20 protein-coding genes are annotated in these 25441 nt (G+C 60.2%); 5 read left to right on the top strand and 15 right to left on the bottom strand.

The window, feature by feature from the left end; all coding sequences use genetic code 11:
- Positions 1-5: 5 nt before the first annotated feature.
- Genes SLW74_RS26105 through ccoN form a run of 6 tightly spaced genes read right to left on the bottom strand, consistent with a single transcriptional unit; the run spans position 6 to position 5281 of the window.
- Positions 6-539 carry a FixH family protein gene (locus SLW74_RS26105; protein WP_410930562.1) on the bottom strand — a complete coding sequence of 178 codons (534 nt, stop codon included), beginning with the start codon at positions 537-539 and terminating at the stop codon, positions 6-8.
- Positions 540-551: 12 nt separating this feature from the next.
- Positions 552-1967: a cytochrome c oxidase accessory protein CcoG gene (gene ccoG / locus SLW74_RS26100; RefSeq protein ID WP_410930561.1), complete on the bottom strand. Its 1416-nt coding sequence runs from the start codon at positions 1965-1967 to the stop codon at positions 552-554.
- A 56-nt stretch (positions 1968-2023) separates the two neighbouring features.
- Positions 2024-3004: a cytochrome-c oxidase, cbb3-type subunit III gene (ccoP, locus tag SLW74_RS26095; RefSeq protein WP_410930560.1), complete on the bottom strand. Its 981-nt coding sequence runs from the start codon at positions 3002-3004 to the stop codon at positions 2024-2026.
- Complete coding sequence (locus SLW74_RS26090; RefSeq protein ID WP_369319343.1) at positions 3001-3222, bottom strand: cbb3-type cytochrome oxidase subunit 3; 222 nt, start codon at positions 3220-3222, stop codon at positions 3001-3003. Before SLW74_RS26090 ends, ccoP begins: the two co-directional genes overlap by 4 nt.
- A gap of 5 nt (positions 3223-3227) precedes the next feature.
- Positions 3228-3839, bottom strand: coding sequence for a cytochrome-c oxidase, cbb3-type subunit II (gene ccoO, locus SLW74_RS26085; RefSeq protein WP_208600750.1), 612 nt, complete (start codon positions 3837-3839; stop codon positions 3228-3230).
- Complete coding sequence (ccoN, locus tag SLW74_RS26080) at positions 3839-5281, bottom strand: cytochrome-c oxidase, cbb3-type subunit I (RefSeq protein ID WP_410930559.1); 1443 nt, start codon at positions 5279-5281, stop codon at positions 3839-3841. Before ccoN ends, ccoO begins: the two co-directional genes overlap by 1 nt.
- A gap of 856 nt (positions 5282-6137) precedes the next feature.
- Here ccoN and SLW74_RS26075 point away from each other — a divergent pair.
- A complete protein-coding gene (locus tag SLW74_RS26075; RefSeq protein WP_296308309.1) occupies positions 6138-6827 on the top strand; it encodes an alpha/beta family hydrolase in 690 nt (229 codons plus the stop codon).
- Here the strand turns inward: SLW74_RS26075 and SLW74_RS26070 are convergent.
- From SLW74_RS26070 to SLW74_RS26060, 3 genes are all read right to left on the bottom strand, one after another.
- Positions 6802-7299 carry a hypothetical protein gene (locus SLW74_RS26070; RefSeq protein ID WP_192130089.1) on the bottom strand — a complete coding sequence of 166 codons (498 nt, stop codon included), beginning with the start codon at positions 7297-7299 and terminating at the stop codon, positions 6802-6804. The two genes, SLW74_RS26075 and SLW74_RS26070, sit on opposite strands and share 26 nt — an antisense overlap.
- Positions 7300-7468: 169 nt before the next feature.
- Positions 7469-9379 (bottom strand): hypothetical protein, encoded by a 1911-nt coding sequence (locus SLW74_RS26065; protein WP_410930558.1) that lies wholly within the window; start codon positions 9377-9379, stop codon positions 7469-7471.
- Positions 9380-9449: 70 nt separating this feature from the next.
- Entirely contained in the window at positions 9450-11030 is a 1581-nt protein-coding gene (locus SLW74_RS26060) for a hypothetical protein (RefSeq protein ID WP_410930557.1), read from the bottom strand.
- A gap of 1037 nt (positions 11031-12067) precedes the next feature.
- Between SLW74_RS26060 and SLW74_RS26055 the strand changes: the two genes are divergently transcribed.
- Positions 12068-13981 carry an autotransporter outer membrane beta-barrel domain-containing protein gene (locus SLW74_RS26055; RefSeq protein WP_410930576.1) on the top strand — a complete coding sequence of 638 codons (1914 nt, stop codon included), beginning with the start codon at positions 12068-12070 and terminating at the stop codon, positions 13979-13981.
- A 76-nt stretch (positions 13982-14057) separates the two neighbouring features.
- Here SLW74_RS26055 and SLW74_RS26050 read toward each other — a convergent pair whose 3' ends face one another.
- The 5 genes from SLW74_RS26050 to acnA all read right to left on the bottom strand — a co-directional run bounded on the left by SLW74_RS26050 (position 14058) and on the right by acnA (position 21561).
- Positions 14058-14723, bottom strand: coding sequence for a hypothetical protein (locus SLW74_RS26050; RefSeq protein ID WP_192130092.1), 666 nt, complete (start codon positions 14721-14723; stop codon positions 14058-14060).
- Between the two features lie 422 nt (positions 14724-15145).
- Entirely contained in the window at positions 15146-15799 is a 654-nt protein-coding gene (locus SLW74_RS26045) for a hypothetical protein (protein WP_410930556.1), read from the bottom strand.
- A 285-nt stretch (positions 15800-16084) separates the two neighbouring features.
- The gene (locus SLW74_RS26040) at positions 16085-17650 is read right to left on the bottom strand and encodes a methyl-accepting chemotaxis protein (RefSeq protein ID WP_369319277.1); all 1566 of its coding nucleotides are present in this window, start codon (positions 17648-17650) and stop codon (positions 16085-16087) included.
- 101 nt (positions 17651-17751) lie between these two features.
- On the bottom strand, positions 17752-18543 hold the full coding sequence (locus tag SLW74_RS26035) for a CPBP family intramembrane glutamic endopeptidase (protein ID WP_410930555.1): 792 nt from the start codon (positions 18541-18543) through the stop codon (positions 17752-17754).
- 276 nt (positions 18544-18819) lie between these two features.
- The gene (gene acnA / locus SLW74_RS26030; RefSeq protein WP_410930554.1) at positions 18820-21561 is read right to left on the bottom strand and encodes an aconitate hydratase AcnA; all 2742 of its coding nucleotides are present in this window, start codon (positions 21559-21561) and stop codon (positions 18820-18822) included.
- Between the two features lie 235 nt (positions 21562-21796).
- On the opposite strand from acnA, the gene rlmM reads away from it, so the two are divergent.
- Both rlmM and SLW74_RS26020 read left to right on the top strand, forming a co-directional pair.
- A complete protein-coding gene (rlmM, locus tag SLW74_RS26025; RefSeq protein ID WP_369319274.1) occupies positions 21797-22864 on the top strand; it encodes a 23S rRNA (cytidine(2498)-2'-O)-methyltransferase RlmM in 1068 nt (355 codons plus the stop codon).
- A gap of 76 nt (positions 22865-22940) precedes the next feature.
- Positions 22941-24368 (top strand): FAD/NAD(P)-binding protein, encoded by a 1428-nt coding sequence (locus SLW74_RS26020; protein ID WP_410930553.1) that lies wholly within the window; start codon positions 22941-22943, stop codon positions 24366-24368.
- A gap of 89 nt (positions 24369-24457) precedes the next feature.
- Here the strand turns inward: SLW74_RS26020 and soxR are convergent, their stop codons facing one another.
- The gene (gene soxR, locus SLW74_RS26015) at positions 24458-24919 is read right to left on the bottom strand and encodes a redox-sensitive transcriptional activator SoxR (protein WP_410930552.1); all 462 of its coding nucleotides are present in this window, start codon (positions 24917-24919) and stop codon (positions 24458-24460) included.
- A gap of 178 nt (positions 24920-25097) precedes the next feature.
- Here soxR and SLW74_RS26010 point away from each other — a divergent pair, with 178 nt between their 5' ends.
- Positions 25098-25439, top strand: a complete 342-nt coding sequence (locus SLW74_RS26010; RefSeq protein WP_410930551.1) for an antibiotic biosynthesis monooxygenase — start codon at positions 25098-25100, stop codon at positions 25437-25439.
- Positions 25440-25441 lie beyond the last annotated feature (2 nt).

Here is a 25441-nt window from a genome sequence, read left to right as displayed (position 1 = left end):
TCACGTCAATGCCCGCCAGCGCCCTGAAGCGGCTCGTCGCCCAGGGTCAGTGGCTGCCCGGGAACGATCCGTTCTTCCTCGAACAGGCGCCAGGTCTGGGCGTTCTCCACCCCCAGCAATTCGACGAAGCGCCGGCCTTCGACCCCGTCGGCCAACTGCCCGACATAGCGCCCCGGCTGCGACGGCGTGCGCGCCAGCACCACTTTGCGGTCTTTGTCCGGCTGGGTCGGGGAGATCAGGTTCAGGACCAGGGTTTCCGGCTGGCTGGTGCCGCTCAGTTGCACATCCACTTCGCCGGTGAGCTCGTCGAGAGCCACGCGGGCGTGCAGGTTGAGGGACTGACCCAGCAACTCGCGATCGAGTGAGCGATTGATGCCTTTGCCGGCCTCGTAATAGTTGTCGGTGACCAGGTTGTCCGGGTGGGTGACGGCGATGGTGACCATGGCCAGGGTCAACGCCACCGAGCAGGCCAGAATGCCGATGATGATCCACGGCCATAGATGCCGGTGCCAGGGACGTGCTGCGGTGACTGGGATCATTTCTGACATCTCTCAGCGAATGGGCGGGCCGAGGAAACGGCTATTGGCGTGGACTTCGGTGCCGCTATGCTCGACGTCCCTGAGGACGAAACTGACGTCGTTGCTACTCGACGGCAGTTGCTCGGGCGCGACCGACAGCTCCACCGGCAGGCTGATGATCTCGCCCGCCGGCACCTTGATCTCGCGACGGCCTTGCAGCTTCAGGTCCGGCAATCCTGTGGCGTCGAGCACATAGGTGTGGTCGAGCTGGTCCTTGTTCATGACCTTAAGGCTGTAGACGTTTTCGATCCGGCCGTCAGCGTTTTCCCGGTACAGCATGCGGTCCTTGCTGACGTCCAGACCGACCAGCGAGCGGGTGAGAAACGCAGCGGTGAGCCCGCCGATCATCACCAGCAACACCAGGCCATAGCCGATCAACCGCGGCCGCAGTGTATGGGTTACCTGACCGGAAAGGTTGTGTTCGGTGGTGTAACTGATCAAGCCGCGCGGGTAGTCCATCTTGTCCATGATCGAATCGCAGGCATCGATGCACGCCGCGCAACCGATGCATTCGATCTGCAAGCCGTCGCGGATGTCGATGCCGGTGGGGCAGACCTGCACGCACATCGTGCAATCGATGCAGTCGCCGAGACCTTCAGCCTTGTAATCCGTTTCCTTCTTGCGCGCACCCCGTGCCTCGCCGCGCCGTGGGTCGTAGGAAACGATCAGTGTGTCCTTGTCGAACATGACGCTCTGGAAACGCGCGTAGGGGCACATATGAATGCACACCTGTTCCCGCAGCCAGCCGGCGTTGGCGTAGGTGGCCAGGGTGAAGAAACCGACCCAGAAATACGACCAGCCATCGGCCTGGCCGGTGAAGAAATCCAGCAGCAGTTGACGGATGGGCGAGAAGTAGCCGACGAAAGTCAGACCGGTGACCAACCCGATCAGCAGCCAGAGGCTGTGCTTGGCGAACTTGCGCGCGAACTTGTTGGCGTCCATGGGCGCCTTGTCGAGTTTGATGCGCTGATGGCGGTCGCCTTCGGTGACCTTTTCGCACCACATGAACACCCACGTCCACACGCTTTGCGGGCAGGTGTAACCGCACCAGACGCGCCCGGCGAACACGGTAATGAAGAACAGCCCGAACGCGCTGACGATCAGGATGCCCGACAGCAGAATGAAATCCTGCGGCCAGAACGTCGCGCCGAAGATGTAGAACTTGCGCTCCGGCAGGTTCCACCACACCGCCTGATGCGCGCGCCAGTTGAGCCAGACCGTGCCGAAATACAGCAGGAACAACACCGCGCCGCCACCCATGCGCAGCGTGCGGAACACCCCGGTGAACGCGCGGGTGTAGATCTTCTCCCGCGAGGCGTAAAGGTCAACGGTGTCGCCGTCGTTCTTCGTCGGCGGCGTGACGTTGTGCAGCGGAATCTGATTGCTCATGGCAGCGTCCTACGCCCTTCGGGCCGAATCATCAGCGTGTGCGACAGCGATATCCTTCACTCGGGCTTTGCCGCCGGTTCTTCCCCGTGGGAAAGGCTGTAAACGTACGCCGCCAGCAAGTGCACCCGGTCGTTGCCCTGCAACAACGCCTGGGCTGGCATTTGCCCCTGGCGGCCATACTGGATGGTCTGTTGCAGCTGCGCAAAGCTGGCGCCGTAGATGAACGCGCCGGGGTGGGTCAGGTCCGGGGCACCCAGTGCGGCAACGCCTCTGCCCTCCGGCCCGTGGCAGGCAACGCAAGTAGTGGCATAGATTTTCGCGCCTGCCACCGGATCGGCTTTCGCATCAGCCGGCAGTGTGCGCCGGTTCAGTTGGGTCAGCACGTAAGCCGACACGTCGCGCACGCCTTGATCGCCGATCACCGCCCCCCACGCCGGCATCACCGCATGACGGCCGTTGAGGATGGAGGTTTTGATGCTCTGCGCATCACCGCCCCAGCGCCAGTCGGCGTCGGCCAGGTTGGGGAAGCCGTAGGCGCCCTTGGCGTCGGAGCCGTGGCAGACCGAGCAATTCGACGCGAACAGGCGTCCACCCATCTTCAGCGCCTGCGGGTCCTTGGCCACGTCTTCAATGGGCATCGCTGCGAATCTGGCGTAGATCGGCCCGTAGCGCGCCTCCGAGCGGACCATTTCCTTTTCCCATTCGTGCACGCCGGTCCAGCCGGTGGCGCCGTCGGAAAACGGGATTTTCTTGTCGTTGTCGGCGTAGTCATAGCCCGGCAACAGGCCCTTCCAGTTGCCCAGGCCCGGGTAAAACGCGAGATAACCCAAAGCGAAGATGATCGTGCCGATGAACAGCCAGAACCACCACTTGGGCAGCGGGTTGTCGTACTCCTCGATGCCGTCGAAGGCGTGGCCGACGGTTTCATCGGTGGTGTCGGCGCGCTGGCCCTTGCGCGTCGCGATCAGCAGCCAGCCCATTGCGAAGATCGTGCCCAGGGTCAGCACCGTGACGTAAAGGCTCCAGAAGGTGCTCATGGTTTAGGGCTCCTTTCGGCTTTCGGGTTTGCGTGTGCTTGGCGCTGGTCCTGCGCCTGCCTGACCTGCGCAATCGCCTCGGGGTCATCGGCAAACGGCAGCAGCGTTGCATCGTCGAATTCCGCTTTGCGCCGCGGGCTGAACACCCACAACGCCAGACCGATGAAGGCGACCATCACCACAACGGTGCCCAGGCCTCGAATCGTTCCCATGTCCATGGCGATCACCGTTTGCTCTTGATGAGGGTGCCCAGGCCTTGGAGATAGGCCACCAGCGCATCCATTTCGGTCTTGCCCTTCACCGCGTCGCTCGCGCCGGCGATGTCGGCATCGGTGTACGGCACGCCCAGGCTGCGCAGCACTTCCATCTTCTTGCCGGTCAGTTGGCCGTCGATTTTGGTGTCCGCCAGGAAGGGGTAGGCCGGCATGATCGACTCCGGCACCAGGTCCCGCGGGTTGTTTAAATGAGCGCGGTGCCAGTCATCCGAGTAGCGACCGCCGACCCGCGCCAGGTCCGGCCCGGTGCGTTTGGAGCCCCACAGAAACGGGTGATCCCAGACGCTCTCACCGGCCACCGAGTAATGCCCGTAGCGCTCGGTTTCGGCGCGGAACGGCCGGATCATTTGCGAATGGCAACCCACGCAGCCGTTGGCGATGTAGACGTCGCGGCCTTCGAGCTCCAGCGCCGGGCGCGGCTTCATGCCTTCGACGGGCAGGGTGGTGACGTCCTGAAAGAACAGCGGGACGATCTGCGTCAGCCCGCCGATCGCCACCGCGATGACCATGAAGATCGACAACAGGCCGATGTTCTTTTCCAGTGCTTCGTGCTTGATCATCAGTGGGCCCCCACGACAGCAATCTGCGCGGCGGCTTCGGCTTCTTCCGTGTTCGCTGCGCGAATGGTGCGGAACACGTTGTAGGCCATGAACAGCATGCCGCTGGCGAAAATCGCCCCGCCCAAGGCGCGGACGATGTACCCCGGATGACTGGCCTGCAGGGCCTCGACGAACGAGTAGGTCAGGGTGCCGTCATCGTTGATCGCCCGCCACATCAGCCCCTGGGTGATGCCGTTGACCCACATCGCGGCGATGTAGAGGACGGTGCCGACAGTGGCGAGCCAGAAGTGCGTGTTGATCAGCGCGACGCTGTGCATCTGCGCACGGCCATAGAGTTTCGGGATCATGTGGTAGACGGCGCCGATGGTGATCATCGCCACCCAGCCCAGCGCGCCCGAGTGAACGTGGCCGATGGTCCAGTCGGTGTAGTGAGAAAGCGCATTGACGGTCTTGATCGCCATCATCGGCCCCTCGAACGTCGACATCCCGTAGAACGCCAGCGACAGCACGAGGAAGCGCAGAATCGGGTCGGTGCGCAACTTATGCCATGCGCCCGAGAGGGTCATCATGCCGTTGATCATGCCGCCCCAGCTCGGCACCAGCAGGATGATCGACATCACCATTCCCAGTGATTGCGCCCAGTCGGGCAGGGCGGTGTAGTGCAGATGGTGCGGGCCCGCCCAGATGTACAGGGTGATCAGCGCCCAGAAATGCACGATGGACAGGCGATAGGAATAGATCGGGCGTTCGGCCTGTTTCGGCACGAAGTAATACATCATCCCGAGAAAGCCGGTGGTGAGGAAAAAGCCGACGGCGTTGTGCCCGTACCACCACTGGATCATGGCATCGGTGGCGCCGGCATAGGCGGAATAGGATTTAAAGAGGCTCACCGGCAGCGAGATGTGGTTGACGATGTGCAGCATCGCGGTGACCACAATGAACGCGCCGTAGAACCAGTTGGCGACGTAAATGTGTTTGGTTTTGCGTTTGACGATGGTGCCGAAGAACACCGCGCCGTAGGCGATCCAGACAACCGTCAGCAGGATCGCAATCGGCCATTCGAGCTCGGCGTATTCCTTGGTGGTGGTGTAACCCATCGGCAGGCTGACGATGGCGCCGATGATCACCGACTGCCAGCCCCAGAAATGAAAGGCCGCCAGTCCGTCGGAAATCAGCCGCGTCTGACAGGTTCGCTGGACCACGTAATAAGAGGTGCCGAACAGTGCACAGCCGCCGAACGCGAAGATCACCAGGTTGGTGTGCAGGGGGCGAAGTCGACCGAATGTGGTCCACGGCAAACCGAAATTCAGGTCAGGCCACACCAACTGGGAGGCGATGAAGACGCCCAGGCCCATGCCGATGATGCCCCAGACCACCGTCATGATGGCGAACTGGCGGACGACCTTGTAGTTATAAGCAGTCGGGCTGGGTGCTGTGCTCATGTCAGGTTCCACGGTGTGTATTTTATTAGTGTGGTAACAGCCGCACCTTCGATCGCGCGTCACCCGTCACGCAGTGGCATGGCTGGGGATCGAGGAAGCGATAGACGCGGTGCACGCAGACGCCCGGTCGCCGAGGCGTGGGAGGGTTCTGGCTGAGTGGCCTGGAGGAAGGAAGACAGGTCGAGCTGGATCGCGCGCGTGAGTGGGAGGGATTGGATACAACCCTGCGGGTGAAAACAGCGCTGGGGCTGCTTGTCTGCAAGAGGGTTGCGTTGCCGGGCACAATCTTGTCGCTGGGCCTGTGGCTAGCTGTCGCCGGTCCACTGTGCGGACACAGCTTAGACGCGAATGATCGCGGAGGGAAGGCTTTGGCGCCGCACCTGCGACACTTGGCCGCGCTCGAGGGGAAGTTGCCGCGCCTTGGCCGGGACGCGGCGATCAACCATTTCCGGAGATAGCTGAAACGGTTCTCTGCCTGCTGTTCCTGCGCGTCGAGAGAGCGTTTCCACAACGAAGTTGTATACAAAAAGCCGCTGACATTGGCACTTTGTTCTGCCCAAAAATAATTGGCCCGAGCTGGCAGAAATGCCGGCGATCGTCACGGGTGATCGTCCGGAGCGGACAAAAAGCATATTCCGTCGATGAAACCGCCCGGTTGTGTGCAGGTTGGGGCGCTCAGGATTCGGTGCTCGTTGCCGAAGTGCCGCGCCAGAATAACGCCTGGGAGCTGAACCCTTGCTGTCGGCACAGGGCAATCGGCGCGCAGGGTCATGGCACGCCGACGTTGCTGCATAATGGCGGCCGTGGTGCCCGCCTCAGTCGGTGGGTGATCGATGTTTTGAAAAAAGAGACCTGCATGAGCAAACAACAGGCGGCGAAGCGAACGGCCGATCATTGCGCGCAACTGGCGCATGAGCACGGCTGGGTCTGGAATGCGCCGACCGGCCCGGCGGCGGACGCACCATCGACGCTGATTCTCGCCCACGGCGCGGGCGCCCCGATGGACAGCGACTTCATGAACGACATCGCCACGCGTCTGGCGGCCTTGGGTGTTGGCGTGCTGCGCTTTGAATTCCCCTACATGGCCCAGCGCCGAATCGACGGGCGCAGACGACCTCCCAATCCTCAGCCAAAACTGTTGGAGTGCTGGCACGGGGTGTACGCCGCGGTGCGTGGGGGAGTGAGCGGGCGAGTGGCGATCGGTGGCAAATCCATGGGCGGACGCATGGCCAGTGTCATTGCTGACGATGTGGAAGCCGATGGGTTGTTCTGTCTGGGCTACCCGTTCTACGCGGCAGGTAAACCCGAGAAGCCGCGGGTCGCGCACTTGGCGGAACTGAAGACGCCGACGCTGATCATTCAGGGCGAACGGGATGCGCTGGGCAATCGAGAGGCAGTTGAAGCGTACGAGCTGTCGAAGGCCATTGACGTGCACTGGGTGCCGACGGCCAACCATGACCTCAAGCCGTTGAAATCATCCGGCCTCAGTGTCGAGGCGTGCATGCAGGAAATCGCCGAGCTTATGGCGCGTCGGCTGATCGGATAGCGGGATGTTCCTCAGCGTTTAGGTCACAGACCAGGTCGAACCGGCCGTCGGTCACGTGGAAGTCCTTGGTCGGGACCGCAAACTCGAAGTTGCCGTGCAGCGCGCCGGATGCGGCATCGCAGCCCAGCAGCGTCAGGTTGCCTTGCTGCAGATCACGCGAGTGATAAATCTTCGCCATCCGCGTGGGGGTCAGGTGATAGATAACGGTGATCTGATCGTTGCGCAGCAGGTTGTGGTTGCCGGGCTGCACCGTTTCGTCGATGAACAGGCCGATCATGGTGCGGTGCCGACGAACCGTGCCGGTGGCGAGGATCTTCCAGATTCGGCACGTGGTCGGATCCGACCGGCCCGGGCGCAGGCACGCCATGGCACTCAGGCTATGGGTGATGAAAGGGTGGCCGTTGACAGTGGCGCTGAACGTGCCGCGCGCCGCCGCTGCCTGCGGTCGTTGAAGGGGTGGTTTTGCCGGCATTTTTCCGAGATTTCCGTGAATGGGTTTTAGGGGCTGGATGGGCACTGCACACTTATAAGACGCCGTCGGGTGGCGACGACGTCTTTAAAAGGGGGTGCTGCTTATTTCGTTAAGGCCAGGTGGTCAAGCTCGCAGGCTCGCGCGAGTGACAGATTAGCGAACTGGCGAATCAGCGAATTGCAACGCCCAGGCTGCCATTGATGTGCAGCAGTTTGAAATCCTTGCCGGTGTTGAGGTTCTTCACGTAGTACCACTTCGCACCGAACACGTTCTTGGCAACGGTGGAGGACCAATAGTTGCCGTTGCCCATCGGCCAGCGGTTGCCATAGGCGTTATAGATCTCGATCAGCTCATGGATGCTCGGGATGCGCCCGCCGATGCGGTTCGCGGCGTTGGAGATTTGAGTCAGGTTGCCGGAGCCGATGCCGTGGCATTCGATGACGCCGGTGACGGTTACGTCGTAACTCTGCTGTTCGCCTGCTGAATCGGTGACGGTGATGGTTGCCACGCCGTTGCCGCGCACCGATGTCCAGCCGGACGCTGCTACGACGGCCACCTTCGCATCGCTGGTCGAATAGGTATAAGGAGGGCTACCGCCGCTGGCGATGCGATGGACCGTAGTACCACTCGGGAATGCCGGCAGCAAATCCGGATAAGCGGGCAGCAGGTAGACCTTACCGGCCAGGGTCACCGGAGACGTGTCAAACATCATGCCCTCGCGCACCTGAAGTTGCAGGGGCTCGGACTCCATGTCGACGCCATTGCGCGTCACAATGTAGTTGAGGGTCGCGGTGCTGCCGATGCTCATCTCGATCAACATTTTGGGCACGCCAAAGACCAGTTCCGTCATGCTGCCGACATTCATCATCATGGTCTCGAACGTGCGTGCGCCGACCCAGCGCACTCGCACCAGATCCCTAGGGTCCATCCCGCGATAACTGACACGCACCATCGCGTCCCAGCCGGTAATCAGTGAAGGACGCAGAACGCCGTCTGGCCCGACCGTGTCGACCGTTGGCGCGGGCAGTTCCAGCGCAGCACTCATGACCTTCAGCGCAAGTTTGGCCGATTCCTGCACGATGCCGCTGCCGCGCGTCACGGTGTATGACACCTCGACGTTTTGCCCGTCATTGACCGCGACGACGCTGCCAGGGAACACCAGCGCCAGGGCCTGCCCGGCTTCAGCGGCCGAAATGATGTTCTCCTGGCGATCGTTGCCCTTCGGACCATTCCAGTGAGCAATGACCGTTTCGCCTTCGCGCAGATCAGCCGTGGCGTCGATTACCAATGTGGCGCCATTCACCGCATCGGCCGGGTCCAGGATCTGATTATTGGCTTCGCGGATGACCGGTGCCGGTAGCGGTTGGCGCATCCCCAGGTCGAGCTGGATCATCACCGGATCGGAGACCATCGACACGTTGCCCGCGCGGTCGGTGACGGTATAGGTGACCGCGGACGTCTGGCAGTCCGCCTGTTCCATGAACGGACGCGTGAAGTCCACCATCACCCGGTTCAGGCCCATGTCGTTGGCATCAACGACGGCCATCGGCCCCTCCAGAGGACCCCAATAGGTGCGGATTTCGTCGCCAGCGGCCATGCCGCTGTACCCTGCAATCTTGCCCGGGAGGATATTGTTGAGGCCTTCCAGCTCGGAGGAGGTCAGGCCGTTCTGGATGACGTCGGGGAAGATGATGGGGGCGAGTTGAGGTGCGCCTGGGGCGGTTCGGTCGACCATGAGCGGAATGGTCTCCGAATAGACCTCATACTGGGTATTGGGGCTGAAAATCCGATACCCCACGCGATGCGGCCCCTCGGCTAACAGGTCAACCGGGATTTCCACTTCCAAAAGGTCCCCTGGTCTGTCCGTGCTTAGAATGATTTTCTCGGGTGGAACTTTCGCACCATCAAATGCGAGTTGGTAGGTATAGCCGGTCTCGGCAGCCTCCCACACCGGGAAGTTAACTTTGACAGGGGCAGTAAGTTGTTCAATGGGTAGCAGTCCACCTTCAAGCGCAACTGGTACATTGGGCAGTTGCAAGGGGATAGGGGCTCTTGTTGTTAGGGTATTTTGTACGTTCATTAGATTTCCTTAGTTGAAATTGATCAAGGGTAGAATATTTCACCCTTGATCAACTGCATTTTGGTTTAAGTTAAGCGCGCAGGGTGCACGCGCTTTCATTGGTGCGTCGCATGTCAACCGGTACGCGAGTGATACGTGAAGTCACTGCGCTTTGATTGCTTCCAGCAGCAGGTTCTACTCGGATATAGGCTTCACAATATCCGAGGCAGATTGTCCGCAAGATATTGAAAGGCACCTGGAAGCTATAGCCGTTCAGGACATCTTGTTCATCAAGTTCGCGGGTCGCGGTGAATGTAGCTGCTTCGATTGGGGTATTTGTCAGGTCGAAGCCTTTGAAGGTAAAGAACAGTTTTTGGTTTGTTGAAATATTGACATAGGGTTTTATCAATCCTCTGGTGCCGTTAGGTGCAACCACGAGTGAAATGTATCCGGTCGGAGTCAGCTCAAATACGGGTCCATCAATACCATCGGCACCTCCGGGCAGTTCTTCCCTGGAACGCACTGTCACTGTCTGGGTTGGAGAGGGTGTCGGATTGGGATTCCCGTCACGGACCACGGTATAACGCACTGGGATTTCAGCACCGGTGCCTTGTGCCTTCATGATCGAGTTGACGATAGGGATGACGATGTCTTTTTGAGCCGTCACATCCTCCTCCGAAATTTGGTGCCACTGAAGTCTTTGTTGGTCTCCCCAGAAAAGGTTCAGATTATCATTGAGCCTGAACTCATCATTCCACTGGACGATGGCGCGACTGTTAAGTTCGTAGTCTTCCTCATCAATAAAGTTGTCGGTTTTGTCAGGGCTATTAAGGCTGGTCCCCTGAACGACGGGCGCTAATGTAGGTTCTGGCACAGGCAGCGTGAGAAATACATCGATCTCTGCTGCAAGTGAGGAACCGTTCAGCTGATTTTGTCTAGTTATCTTGTAGGTGACAGAGACTTCACCTACTGGCTTCACAGCAATGGTTTCGAATGGCACACGGAATGAAATAACGATGTCCTCGTCTTCATCGCCAGGGGGTAGTTGCACTGGGAATATAGGCGTGTCTTCACCCCAATACAACGTGATCTGATCAAAAGCTGCCGCACCTGGATAGTGAGGGATGTCTACCTTCACGCCTGGACGGGCCTCCACGTAATCAATCAATCCGCCAACGGCGGGGTCAACGATAGGAGCCGGATAGTTGACCGGGATTTCTTCAAGTAACAAGAGAATGCTGGACTCAATCGAAAATTCGGATGTGTTGCCTGCGCGATCCGTCACTTTGTATTTGACGTCATGGGGCCCGGCAGGAATGGTCTCAAGAAAGTTTTTCGAAAAATTGAAGAGTACTTTATTAAGTCCCATATCATCCTGAGTCACTGTTGCGGTTGGGCCTGCGGCATCACCCCAATAACTTTCAATGACATCGTGTTTGGCCATGCCGGTGTAGCCAGCAACCTCAACCTCCAGCTGGTCCCCAAGACGCGTCAATTCCGCGGCAGTCAAGCCATTCTGGACCTCTACTGGGAACTGAATAGCGGCGAGTTGGGGTTTGCCTGGGGCCGTACGGTCTATTACCACGGGGAAAATGTCAGAAAAATCCTCAACAGTGGTATTTGGGCTGTACGTTCGGAAGGCGAGACTGTGAAATCCTTCGGTTTGCAACATAACTGGAATTTCCAGAGTAAGAGGACTCCCTGGTCGCTCTGCTGGCTGGATAATTTTTCTGGACCGTAGGGTTCGCCATCCCAGAGAAGCTGATACTTATAGCCTGCCTCTGCACCCTCCCAGACCTTCAAGTCAACAGGGATTGGAGTATCAAGTGCTGTAACCGGGACTAATCCAAAGTTGTCTTGATCGTGAAGCGCGACTGCGATGTCTGGCGCTTCGATTGGAACTGGAGCGCGTCCGGATCGGGTGGAAATGATGGTGGGGGTCTGTTTTACATTATTCATAAAAATTCCTCGTAGTTCTTATTTGCGATCTTCGAAAGGATTCGGGTCGCATGTCATTGAACTGGATTTCCCTAGTTCTCAATCTAACTAATACTAAAAATGACCGGGTGGCAACGTGGGCTTCGACCCGGCCTCGTAGGACTAAAGGCTTCTATGTAGGACGCATCCAAACCCATTTAAAAAAACTCATGCCGCTTTCTACAGCGTTATGCCCTGAATATAAGGCCTTTCGGTTTTTTAACGTAGGACGTGTAGCTCAAATATTTGGGAAAATTCCCACACGATATTTTTTTAAATTTTCTTTTAGCTCTATCTACAATCCGCAGACTTCAGGTTTCATGATTTGGAGGAAGTCTCGTGTCAGCAGTACAAAGCTTGGTAAGTTTCAGATGTAGTTTGCTCGCACTCTCGTTAGGCCTTATGGGTCCGGTGGTGAGTCTAAATTCGGTACATGCAAGCGAACTGTTACCAACAACAGGCCCGATCGCTGCGGGTGTCAGGAAAACCCTGCTAGAAGTGACAGGCGTAAAACGAGAAGTCACGGTGGTGGACGGGGTCATCCACACCGTGGGCGCATCGAGCGGCCTCGCGAGCTATAGCGTGATCAATGATGGTGTCATCAATATTCTTCCGGGCGGAGTTGCTGACTGGGTGGGTGTAGATAAGTCAACCTTGAACGTCAAAGATGGGGAGGTTAAAGGAGGTGTAGAGATTTTTGGTGGTCAAGCCAACATAAATGATGCAAGCGTCATGCGCAGCGATCGCGCGGCTCTAGAGCTCATCATGAACGTAAAAGATCCAACCACGCTTTCCACCGCCCATGTTTCAGGTAGCACAATTAAAGGAGCCGGCTACGGGATCATGGTGTCTGCCATGGGTGAAATCTGGTTGAAGTCCACGCAGGTTGAAGGCTTAGGCACTTCAGCATCCTTGGCCGGAAACGGGGGCTTGAAGTTGTCGGGAGGTGTCGCACATGTGCTTGAAGGCAGCCATGTGATCGGTGAGGACAGCGGAGTTAATGTAATCAACGGAACGCACGGTCTCGTGAGTCAGACCAATTTCTTGGAAATTAATGCGTCCACCATTACCGCGCGAACCGGATCCGCAATCGAGGTTACCAGGCGGTCGGCGACGTCCGCTGACAAGACCACTGCGGATATCCTCATCGCTGATGATGCGGTATTGGAGGCAGGCAACGGTGTTCTGATTGATGTCAATCAGGAAAGCACCGCAGATGTAAAAGTGACCAACAGCACCCTCTCCGGCGATTTCGTCGCCGATGACACCAGCACCCTCAACGTGGTGCTGCGCAATCACGGGCAGTTGAACGGGAATATCGTCAATGGCGATTCCGTGACCATCGATTCCAGTGGTCGCTGGCAGCTTGCGGCGGATAACAGCGTTAATTCGCTCGCGCTGGACGGTGGCAGCGTTGGCTTCACCGGAGACGGCTTTCATTCGCTTTCGCTGGGCAAGCTGTCCGGCTCCGGGCTGTTCGATATGCGTATCAACCTCGACGACGGCACCGGCGACCTGCTCAGCGTGAATGGGGAGGCGTCGGGCAGGCATCGACTGCGTATCCAGAACACCGGCACTGAAGCCGTCCCCGCCGAGTTCGACCCGCTTCGGGTGGTTCACACCGAAGGCGGGGATGCGGAGTTCGGGCTGGTGGGCGGTCGGGCAGATCTTGGGGTGTATTCCTACGAGCTCGAACGCCAGGGCTCTGACTGGTTTATCGTCGGCTCCGGCAAGGAGATCAGCCCTTCCACGAAAAGTGCGCTGGCGTTGTTCAATACCGCACCGACGGTATGGAACAGCGAGTTGACGACGTTGCGCAGTCGCATGGGGGAGGTGCGCGGCCAAGGGCAGGGCGGCGGCTGGATGCGTACCTATGGCAGTCGTTTCAATGCGGCGCTGGATTCCGGTGTCGACTACAGCCAGAAGCAGCAGGGTTTGTCGTTCGGTGCGGATGCGCCCGTGCCCGTGAGCAACGGTCAGCTGTTGCTCGGCTTGATGGGGGGTTACAGCAAGTCGGATCTGGACATCGGTCGAGGCACGTCGGGTCAGGTCGACAGCTACTACGTCGGCGCGTATGGCACGTGGTTGTCGGAGGGCGGTTATTACCTGGACGGCGTGGTGAAACTGAACCAGTTCCATAACCAGTCCAAGGTGGCGATGAGCGATGGCACCAAAGCAAAAGGCGATTACAGCAGCAAGGCATTGGGTGGATCGCTGGAAGTCGGCAAGCATATAAAGCTGGGCGATGAGTATTTCGTCGAGCCGTTCGCGCAGGTGTCCAGCGTCTGGATCGATGGCAGCAGCTACGCGCTGGACAACGGCATGCAGGCCAGGACCAACCAGACGCAGTCTATGCTGGGCAAGGTCGGCACTACCGTGGGGCGCAGCTTCACGCTGAAAGACGGCGGCATTGTTAAACCGTACGCGCGAGTGGCGATGGCCCACGAGTTCTCCCGCAGTAATGACGTCAGCGTGAACGGTCAGCGTTTTGACAACGACTTGTTCGGCTCCCGCGCGGAATTGGGTGCAGGTGTTTCGGTGTCGCTGTCCGAGCGACTCCAGGTGCACGCTGATTTCGATTACATGAAGGGTGAGCATGTTGAGCAGCCTTGGGGTGCGAACGTGGGGGTGCGTCTGGCGTTCTGACATTCGCGTCAGTTGATTGAAACGCGGTTCCAAAGCCCCGGCTGCAGCGATGCAGTCGGGGCTTTTTTACGTGGGCTCAGGGTTTGGGCTGCATCCGGCGCCGTCGCGGTGGACGGCCAAGGGGCGAGCCTTTGCCGCGTCGCTTCCTCAGGCGGGGCAGGTTGACGGTCAGCGTTTCCGAAATGCCCACGAGCCTGGCGCGCCGCACCACTTCGTAGCGCACCTCGACGCACCCGCTCTCGTAGTCCGCGAGGGTTTCATTGTTGAGGTACTGAACCAGGCGAGGGCCTTTGCGACCTTCTACCTTGCCGACGGTGGTGTAGAACGTGTTGTGACCCCAGCGCAGCTTCAGGTGATCCCCAAACCACAGTTTCGGAGAGCGCGGGATGTTGATGTAGATGCCCACGTTCAACTGGGCGTCGGTCGGGCCTTCGGGGTCGGCACCGGTGATGAAAGGCGCTTCGAATACAGGCGCCGGAGGTGGGTCCTTCATTTCGTGATGCCAGGGAAATCCTGGGGCGTTTTGAAGCTGGCCGGCGTAGACCATCGCCTGTTCAGCCGCACTCTTGGCCACGGGTGGCACCGCCTGCAGATCTTCGTAGAGCGGGATTGAACTCTTGCCAGGTGGTTTGCGTTTGGTCCTGCGAGTATTTTTCGGGTTTGGTACTGTTAATTTTTTATTGTTATCTGGCTCGATCGGTTGTGCGTGGGGTGACGGCTGGATATCCGTTTCATCTTCCATTGGAACTCCTTGATCAGATCGCTAGTGCGAGGATTACAGGATTGTGTGTTGTGCGCTTGCTTGTAGGACTGCGGCGCTGCACATGCCTATGATCGATTCGAAAAATAGTACTGTCAAACAAGCGGAGTGCATGGGATTGCATGGCTTCTTTGAAAAAAATTCGCGGTTGAATAGATCTTTAATGTGTGAGTCCGGCCGTTTTCAGGGGTTTTTTGAGCGATTTAAATAATTATATATCGCGCGTAGTCTATAAAATTTTGGTAGTCCATCAGACACTTCCTACGGAGATGTAGGTTCTGTGGAATCGAGATGCCCAAAAATAATTTAAATTATTTTCTTGGGGCGAATTTGTTGACAAAACCTCCACGCATTAGCGTGGAGGTGGTTACTTTTGGTATTCAGATGAATGGCGCGAACGCCGGTTACAATTTAATTGAAACCAGGGTCGGGAAGCTGGTGATGGAGACGTTGCCCGCCCGGTCGGTGACGAAGTACTCGACCGACACCGTTTCGGCTGCATGGGCTTGCAGGTGTTCGCGGCTGAACGCGATTTCGACAGGTCTGAGGGTGAGCTCATCCGCCTCGACCTGATGGGCCGGGCCTTCGACGCCGTTGAGTAATGTCTGGATGACATCGCCAGGTGCCATGCCGGCGTAGCCAGGGAGGAGGCCAATGAGTTGATCGCCGAAGGTGGCGGTGGGGAAGATGAGGGGGGCGAGGAGGGTGGCGCCGGGTTTTGTGCGGTCTACTTTGAGTGCTGCGACGGGAGATTCGCGAGTTACTCCATTAATATTATTTGTGACTTGATAACTGAGGGAATAACTGCGGCTTCGACACAACAAGCTGTGACTTAGCTGAAGCTGCATTATATCGCCAGGCTTTTGGTCGCCCACTACAATCGGGGTGTCAATGAGATCCCCGTCAAGTCTCAATTGCACACGATAGCCTGGACGTGCACCCTCCCAAATCATGACCTCGACGGGAACGTCTCGAGTTAAATCTTCGGTTTGTAAAAGTCCGTCGATAGGATCTGCTGTGGTCACAAACGGGGCGCTGAGAGGAAATTGCTCATTCATAAAGAACTCCATCAAGCACAGCTCTCCGCTTCGATCCGCAGAAAGCGTGCACATAAGATTAAATTATCCAGATCAACAAATACCCCACTCATGGTGGTAACTATCTATCGTCTTTCAATAATCAACTAATAGAGTTCTACAAATCCTGTCAACACCCAACCCCCCGCTACAAACCAAAAAGCGCACTCCCAAATGATTTTCAGAAATGTCCTACTTAAAGCCCGGTACAAACAAAAAGGCCCCGGCAGACGATCTGCCGGGGCCTTCGTTTAACCCGTCAATCACTCAGCGGTTAAAGCGTTCCACCAATGAGTATTGCGTGTTGGCTGTGTGGGTCAGTTCCGCACTGAGCGCGGCAGAGCGACGGGCCTCGTCGGAGGTCTGGTCGGCCAGATGCGCGATGGTGCTGATGTTGCGGCTGACCTCTTCTGCGACAGAGCTTTGCTCCTCAGTGGCAGCGGCGATCTGCGTGGTCATGTCGGTGATGTTGGCCACCGCGTCGCTGATGCCCACCAGCGCCCTGTCGGCTTCCATGACTTGCTCGACACCTTCTTCAGCCTGGCGCCGGCCTGTGTCCATGGTCTGCACCGCGTTGGTGGCCGTCTGTTGCAGCTTGGCGATGAGGGCGTGGATCTGGCCGGTGGATTCTGTGGTGCGTTGGGCGAGTTGTCGGACTTCATCGGCGACGACGGCAAAGCCACGACCCATTTCGCCCGCACGAGCGGCTTCGATGGCGGCGTTCAGGGCCAGCAGGTTGGTCTGGTCGGCGATGCCTTTGATGACATCGACGACGCCACCGATTTCGTTGCTGTCCTTGGCCAGCTGAGTCACGGTCAGGCCGGTTTCGCCCACCGACGTGGACAAGCGCTGGATGGCTTCGCGGGTGTCACTGGCGATCTCGCGGCCGCGACGGGTCAGCTCGTTGGCCTGCTGTGTGGCGTCAGCGGTGCGCTGCACGTGATTGGCGACTTCCTGGGTGGTCGCAGCCATCTGGTTGACGGCGGTGGCGACCTGTTCGGTTTCGACGCGCTGACGTTCCAGGCCGGAGGAGCTGGCCTGGGCCAGGGTGTCGGACTGACGCGCCTGAGCGTTGAGGTGTTCGGCGGTGTCCTGCAGGCGGGTGAGGCACGTCTTGAGACGCGCTTCCTGGCTGAGGATCGACATTTCCAGCCGCGCCTGTGCGCCGCGACTGTCGGTGTACATCTGCGCGATCAGCGGGTCGGACGTGGTTTGCTCGGCCAGGCGCAGCAGGCGCTTGAGGCCACGCTGTTGCCAGCTCAACCCCAGCAGGCCAAGGGGGACCGACAGCGCGGCGGCGAGCAGGAAGCCCCAATGGGAATTCAGCCACACACCAATCAAAAAGCTCACTTGGCTGACCAGAATGAATGGCAGCCAGTCCTGCAACATCGGCAGCCATTTGTCGCGGCTTGGCACGGCACTTTTGCCGCTGTTAAGGCGTTTGTAGAGTGCTTCGGCGCGGCGCACCTGTTCAGCGGTTGGCTTGATGCGCACGGACTCGAAGCCCACCACCTGCTTGTTCTCGAAGACCGGCGTGACGTAAGCGTTGACCCAATAGTGGTCGCCGTTCTTGCAGCGATTCTTGACGATCCCCATCCACGGCAGGCCCTGCTTGAGCGTGGCCCACATGTGTTCGAAGACCGCCGCCGGCACGTCCGGATGACGCACGGTGTTGTGGGGCGACTTGATCAGTTCATCTTGGGAAAAACCGCTTATTTCAATGAAGGCGTCGTTGCAATAGGTGATGACGCCGCGCGCATCGGTGGTAGAGATCAACCGTTGCTGCGCCGGGAAGGTCCGTTCGCGTTGAGTGATGGGCTGGTTATTTCGCATGAGCTATTCGATCCAGGAAGGCTGTGAAGGGTTATCGGCCCGATGCGAAAAAATATTAAGCTTTTGTGAACTGCGTCATAGGTCGGGTGTCGTGGAGGCGTTTACCGGTCGAACATCGGGTAGGTGAACATGCTGAAATGCAGCAGGTTCAGGCCGAAGTGGGTGAGCACGGCAGCGGGCAGACCGCCCAGGCGACAGGCAACGCCATAACCCACGCCCGCGATGCCCGCCACAAGCGCCCATTCCCACCCGGCACCGATGTGCGCGAGGCCGAACAGCGCAGATGCCGCCCCGATTGCGAGGGCGTCGTGGCAGGGGAAGTGTTGCAGCCATCTTTTCAAACTGCCCTGCAGGTAACCGCGAAACAGCAGTTCCTCGGTCAGCGCGACCAGCAGCAGGTTGTTCAGCGCCCAGATGCCCGTTTGCTCGGGCCACTTGGGCGACCAGCCGACGAGGCCCATCAACATTGCGGTTGATAAACACGCGGCGGCGGTGACGGGCAGCGCGATGCTGGTGACGCCCAGCCAGCGTTTGGGACTCAACGCGATAAACACCCAGGGGCAGGCGATGGCGATCCAGAAGCCGATGAGAGGCTTGTCGAGGTTCAGGTACATCGAATACGGCGCGGCCTCGGGGCTGAGGCGCACGCCGGCAATCGCTCTGGCGCTGAGGAAACCGGGCAACCAGTGACTGGCCAGCCCCGCTGCAATGGCGATGAACAGGGCGTGACCGAATAGGCGCACGGCGCGGTGCTGGAAATGGCTGACGCAGATGCCGGCCATGATCAGCAGTCCGAACGTGATAACCACGGGAACGCTGAGCTGGCCGTAGAGCAGCGCCAGGCAGTAGCCGAGAGAGAGCAAAAAGAGGGAAGTCCAGCGTTGCACCGACATGGAGTCGACCTTGAGTGTCGGAATAGGCTGGCGATTTTAATGTTGATTAAACACGGGTGTATGTCGGATCGAACGGGGAGTTGGTCCGATTATTTCGGGGATGCAGGGCGGAGGTTGTGTAGGGCGTTTCTGATAACGACGGATTTGGTTTGGACACTGGCAATTTGCGGTGAGGCAGACGACGCATTCCCGGCTAAAGCCAGTCCCACATGTAGGACCGGCTTCAGCTGGGAAGAGGCCCGAACAAGCGCCATCATCTTCTAGCCAGACATCGCCTCAGGACGCAATCAACTGCCGCAGCACGTAATGCAGAATCCCGCCCGCCTTGAAGTATTCCACTTCATTCAGGGTATCGATCCGGCACAGCACGTCGATGTTGTCCTGCTGGCCATCCTCGCGGGTGATCTGCACCGCCAGGCCCATGCCCGGTTGCAGGGTGGCACCGGTCAGCCCGGTGATGTTCAGCACTTCCTTGCCGGTCAGGCCCAGGGTTTTGCGGCTTTCGCCCGCCCTGAACTGCAGCGGCAGGACGCCCATGCCAACCAGGTTGGAACGGTGGATACGCTCGAAACTCTCGGCAATCACCGCTTTGACGCCCAGCAGATTCGTGCCTTTCGCCGCCCAGTCGCGACTGGAGCCCGTGCCGTATTCCTGACCGGCAATGACCACCAGCGGCGTGCCTTCTTCCTGGTAACGCATGGCCGCGTCATAGATCGGCAGCTTCTCGTCAGTGGGGACATGCAGCGTGTAGCCGCCTTCTTCGCCGCCGAGCATTTCGTTGCGAATGCGGATGTTGGCGAAGGTGCCGCGCATCATCACTTCATGGTTGCCGCGCCGCGAGCCGTAGGAGTTGAAGTCCTTGTATTCCACGCCCTTGCTGCGCAGGTAGCGCCCGGCCGGGCTGTCCAGTTTGATGTTGCCGGCGGGCGAGATGTGGTCAGTGGTCACCGAATCCCCCAGCACCGCCAGCACGCGAGCCTGCTGCACGTCGGCGATGACCGGCAATGGCCCGGCGACCTCCTCGAAGAAAGGCGGGTGCTGAATGTAGGTCGAGTCCGGCTGCCAGACATAGGTCGCCGCCTCGGGCACCTCAATCGCCTGCCACTGCTCGTCGCCGGCGAAGACCTCCGCGTATTCCTTGTGAAACATGCCGGTGCTGACGTTCATGACCGCGTCGGCGATCTCCTGCTGGGTCGGCCAGATATCACGGAGGTAAACCGGCTGGCCGTCGCTGCCTTCGCCCAGGGGTTCGCTGCTCAGGTCGGTGCGCACGGTGCCGGCCAAGGCGTAAGCGACCACCAGCGGCGGTGAGGCCAGCCAGTTGGTTTTTACCAGCGGGTGCACGCGGCCTTCAAAGTTTCGGTTGCCTGACAGCACTGACGCGACGGTCAGGTCCGACTGCTGAATGGCTTTTTCGATCGGGTCAGGAAGCGGCCCGGAGTTACCAATGCAGGTAGTGCAGCCGTAGCCCACCAGGTCGAAGCCCAACTTATCGAGGTACTCGGTCAGGCCGGCGGCGTTGTAGTAATCGGTCACGACCTTCGAGCCGGGCGCCAGCGAACTCTTCACCCACGGTTTGCGCTGCAGGCCTTTCTCCACGGCCTTTTTCGCCAGCAGACCGGCCGCCATCATCACGCTCGGGTTGGACGTGTTGGTGCAGGAGGTGATGGCAGCGATAACCACTGCACCGTTTTTCAGGCGATAGGTCTGGCCGTTGTATTCATACTCAGCCTCGCCCACCTGGGCGGCGTTGCCCACCGCGACACCGCCGCCGCCTTCGCTTTCCAGTCGGCCTTCTTCGTGTTTGCTCGGGCTGACTGCCAGGCCCAGGAAGTCACTGAAGGCCTTGGACACATCGGGAAGGGCGACGCGGTCTTGCGGACGTTTAGGCCCTGCGAGGCTCGCGACCACCGAGCCCATGTCCAGCTCCAGCGCATCGGTGAACGCCGGTTCCTGACCGGGCAAACGCCACAGGCCCTGGGCCTTGCAGTAGGCCTCGACCAATTGCACCGTTTCGTCCGGACGGCCCGACAGGCGCAGGTAATCCAGGGTGACGTCGTCGACCGGGAAGAAGCCGCAGGTCGCGCCGTATTCCGGGGCCATGTTGGCAATGGTGGCCCGATCCGCCAGCGGCAGGTCCGCCAGGCCATCGCCATAGAATTCGACGAACTTACCAACCACGCCTTTCTTGCGCAGCATTTGCGTCACGGTCAGCACCAGGTCGGTGGCGGTGATGCCTTCGCGCAGTTTGCCGCTGAGCTTGAAGCCGACGACTTCCGGAATCAGCATCGACACGGGTTGGCCGAGCATGGCCGCTTCCGCCTCGATGCCGCCGACGCCCCAGCCGAGTACGCCGAGGCCGTTGATCATTGTGGTGTGGGAATCGGTACCGACCAGCGTGTCCGGAAAGGCGTAGGTGCGGCCGTCTTCTTCCTTGGTCCACACCGTGCGGCCGAGGTATTCCAGGTTGACCTGATGGCAGATCCCGGTGCCCGGCGGCACTACGCTGAAATTATCGAACGCGTTCTGGCCCCAGCGCAGGAACGCGTAACGCTCGCCGTTGCGCTGCATCTCGATGTCGACGTTTTCGCCGAAGGCCTTGTCGTCGCCGAAGCGGTCGACCATGACCGAGTGATCGATGACCAGATCCACTGGCGACAACGGATTGATGCGCTGGGGATCGCCACCGGCCTTGGCCACGGCGGCGCGCATGGCGGCCAGGTCAACCACGGCCGGCACGCCGGTGAAATCCTGCATCAGCACGCGCGCGGGGCGGTACTGGATTTCCCGGTGGGATTTGCGCTCGGTCAGCCAGTCGGCGAGGGCCTTGAGGTCGTCACCGGTCACCGTGTGGTTGTCTTCCCAGCGCAGCAGGTTTTCCAGCAGCACCTTGAGCGACATCGGCAGTTTATCGAGATTGCCCAGCGTGCGCGCGGCATCCGGGAGGCTGAAGTAGTGGTAGGTCTTGTTGCTGACTTCGAGGGTTTTGAGGCTTTTCAGGCTATCGAGGGAGGGCATGACTGACTCCTTGACGGTCCGCGCAGCACGCGCGGACGGGCGATCGACGGTAAGACGGGGCTTGCAGCAGCGCTCTGGTTGGCGGCTTTAAATGATCGTTGAGTAGTACTGGACCCACCGGCTGAGCCAGTGGTTCCTGATTCGGCTATCATGCGCCGCTTTCGAGTCATTGAGGTTAATCCTCATGTACAGCTTGCGCCGCGACTCGATTCGTGGCGCGCGAGGAGACCGTCCCGTGAACACCCTTTTTATGCATTGCCGCCCCGGCTTCGAAAGCGAGGTCTGCTCGGAACTCAGCGAGCACGCCGCTCGCCTTGAGGTGTCCGGCTACGCCAAAGCGAAGACCGACGCCGCCTTTGCGGAATTCATCTGCACCGAGCCCGAGGGGGCAGAGCGGCTGATGAACAGCCTGAAGTTCCGCGAGCTGATTTTCCCCCGGCAGTGGGCCCGTGGCGTGTTTGTCCAGCTGCCGGAAACCGACCGCATCAGCGTGATACTCGAACACATGGCCGGCTTTGCGCCGTGCGGCAGCCTGTGGCTGGAAGTGGTCGACACCAACGACGGCAAGGAGCTTTCGACGTTCTGCCGCAAGTTCGAGGCGCCATTGCGCAAGGCGCTGGAGAAGGCCGGCAAACTGGTCGACAACCCGAGCCTGCCGCGTTTGCTGCTGACTTTTAAAAGCGGGCGCGAAGTGTTCCTTGGGCTGGCCGACGCGAACAACTCGGCGATGTGGCCCATGGGCATTCCGCGCCTGAAATTCCCCCGGGAAGCGCCCAGCCGCTCGACCCTCAAGCTGGAAGAGGCCTGGCATCACTTCATCCCCCGTGATCAGTGGGACGAGCGCCTGTCGGGCGACATGACCGGCGTCGACCTGGGCGCGGCGCCCGGGGGCTGGACCTACCAACTGGTGCGGCGCGGCATGCTGGTCACCGCCATCGACAACGGACCGATGGCCGAAAGCCTGATGGACACCGGGCTGGTGCAGCACCTGATGGCCGACGGCTTTACCTTCAAGCCCCGTCAGCCGGTGGACTGGATGGTCTGCGACATCGTCGAAAAGCCCGCACGCAACGCCGCGCTGCTGGAAACCTGGCTGGGCGAAGGCTTGTGCCGCGAGGCCGTGGTCAATCTCAAGTTGCCGATGAAGCAGCGTTACGCCGAAGTGCGACGCTTGCTGGAGCGCATCGAAGACGGCTTCAAGGCCCGCGGCGTCAAGGTTTCCATCGGCTGCAAGCAGCTGTACCACGACCGCGAAGAAGTGACCTGCCATCTGCGGCGCCTGGACATGAAACGCAAGGGCTGACGTTGGGTTGAATCCGGTGCCACGCTGTCCATAATCAGCCATGCGCGCCTGCGGGGCGAAGAGAAGGGGGGAAGCAATGAGCGCTGAACACAATGGACCTGATGCCGACATCCTCATCGTCGGCGGTGGCCTCAGCGGCACCATGCTCGCGGTGCAGCTGCTGCGCCTGCCGGGGCAACGGCGCATCGTCATCGTCGAGTCACGCAGCGAGTTGGGCCGGGGTGAGGCCTACAGCGCCACCGAGCTGGGCCACACGCTGAACGGCAACGCCGCACGCATGAGCGTCGACCCGGACGACGTCGACGATCTCACCCGCTGGCTGACCGACTACATTGCCGCCGGAGGCTGGCCGGAGTCTGACCAGCAGCACGTGCCGGTGGCCGAGCTGTTTCCGCCCCGCGGGATTTTCGGTCTGTACGTTCAGCAGCGTCTGGCCGAGGCACGGGTGGTCGGCGAGCGCTATGGTTCCACCGTCGAGCACGTGCGCGGCGAAGTGACCGACCTGCAGGCTGACGCAGCCGGCGTGCGCCTGACCCTCGCCAGCGGCGAACACCTGACTGGCCGATTCGGCGTATTGGCAACGGGCATGTTCGCCGCCGCGCGCACGCCTCAGCGCGATTCAAACGCCCTCAACGCCGCTGCCGTCGATCCATGGGATGTCGATGCTATGGGCCAGCTCGACCCCCAGGGCCGGGTGCTGATCATCGGCTCGGGCCTGACCATGGTCGACGCCGTGGTGTCCCTGGAGCAAGCCGGTCACCGTGGGCCCATTGACGTGTTTTCCCGCCACGGCCTGCTGCCCCACGTTCGCCGCCAACCGCCGACATGGCCGGACTTTCTCGCCGCCGACCTGAACATACGCAGCACCCGGCAACTGGTCAGGGCCTTGCGCGAGCAGTGCGCGCAAGCGGCGGAGCAGGGCATCGACTGGCAGGCGCCGCTCGACACTGTGCGCGTGCATATTCCACGGCTGTGGAATCAGGCCTCTGACCTGCAGCGCCGCCAATTCGTACGCCACGTGCGGCCGTGGTGGGAAAGCCATCATCACCGCTCGCCGCCGCCCAGTGCGAAGTTGCTGGAGCGGCTGATCGGCGAAGGGCGCCTGCACATCCACGCCGCCTCGTTGCTCAGGGTGGAGGGCGCCGAGGCCGGGCAGATTTCCATCAGCGTTCGCTATCGCGGGCAGGACATGGCCACGACGGAGAGTGGCGCAGCGCTGATCAACTCGACCGGCATTCAATACGACTGGCGCCGGGTTGACCGGGCCTTGCCGCGCAATCTGCTGGCCCGTGGCCTGATTCAGCCGGGGCCGTTGGCGCTTGGCATTGCCGCCGACGCGGGTGGTGCGGTCATGGACGCCGAAGGACGGATTTCGGCGCGGCTCTACGCCATGGGCCCGCCCTTGCGCGGCCTGTGGTGGGAAAGCACCGCGGTGACCGACGTGGCGTTGCAGGCCAAGCTGCTGGCGGCGCGACTGGCGGCGGTGTGCAACGGGCCAAGCTGAATAACCAGGAGATTGCGTCCCCCACGACGCAATTATCTGTCACTGGTCGACCAGACCCTCGCCGATACCCGGGTCAGTCCGCAAAACCTTCAATCCTGATCCAGCAGGCGCGGCCCGGCGCCTTGCTCGCTCAAGCTGTCACCGAAGTTACGCAGCGGGCAGGCCTCCATCGACAGGCAGCCGCAACCGATGCAGCCATTGAGTTGGTCGCGCAGGGCGGTGAGGCGGTTGATGCGTTCATCCAGATCGGCTTTCCAGCGCTCGGACAGCCGCGTCCAGTCGTCAAGGCTGGGCGGGCGGTCCTGGGGCAGGGTTTGCAGCGCGGTCTGGATCGTCGCCAGCGGAATGCCCAGGCGCTGGGCAGTTTTGATCAACGCCACCCGACGCAGCACGTCCCGGGGGTAGCGCCGCTGATTGCCGGCGTTGCGCTGGCTGCTGATCAGGCCTTTGGCCTCGTAAAAGCGCAGCGCGGTGATGGCCACGCCGCTGCGGGCAGACAGCTGGCCGACAGTGAGCTCGCGGGCGATGGGCGGGATGTCCTGGGTGAGCATGCAATCTTCCTGTGTGCCGAACAGCGCTTGACCTCCAGTTAACTGGAGGTTTTATCCTGCGCAGCATCGCTTGGCCGGACCGGCTTGGCAAGTGGGCACCGGCGCAAGAAACGTATGGGGCCATGCCGGTTTGCGCAGCATCCTGTTCAGCAACAACCGTCATCCGTGGAGAACGTTCATGACACCAGCAGCCGCTCATCTCCCTTTCAGTCAGTTCGTCGAGTTCGCCGTCGACCCCCGCCATCAGGCCGGGCTGGTCGTGGCGCTCAACGAGCGTTTCGAGCGATTCACCCGTACCTACCCAGGTTTTGTCCGCGCCAGCGTGCAGGTCAGTGAAGACCGTCAGCGGGTGCTGAGCCACGTGCAATGGCTGTCGAAGACCGACTGCGAGCGGGCGTTCGAAAATGCCGAGCAGGGCGAAGGGGATTTGTGGGAGTTGATTCGTCAACACCGGGCGACGTCGATGATCTTTAACGCGTACGAAGTGGCGGGGGAAATCGTAGGACCGCGTCACGGGTGAAC

The sequence above is a fragment of the Pseudomonas sp. W5-36 genome (assembly GCF_046540455.1).
Taxonomy (GTDB): domain Bacteria; phylum Pseudomonadota; class Gammaproteobacteria; order Pseudomonadales; family Pseudomonadaceae; genus Aquipseudomonas; species Aquipseudomonas graminis_B.
Note: the sequence above shows the minus strand (reverse complement) of the source record. Positions and strands in the feature narration are given on the sequence as shown.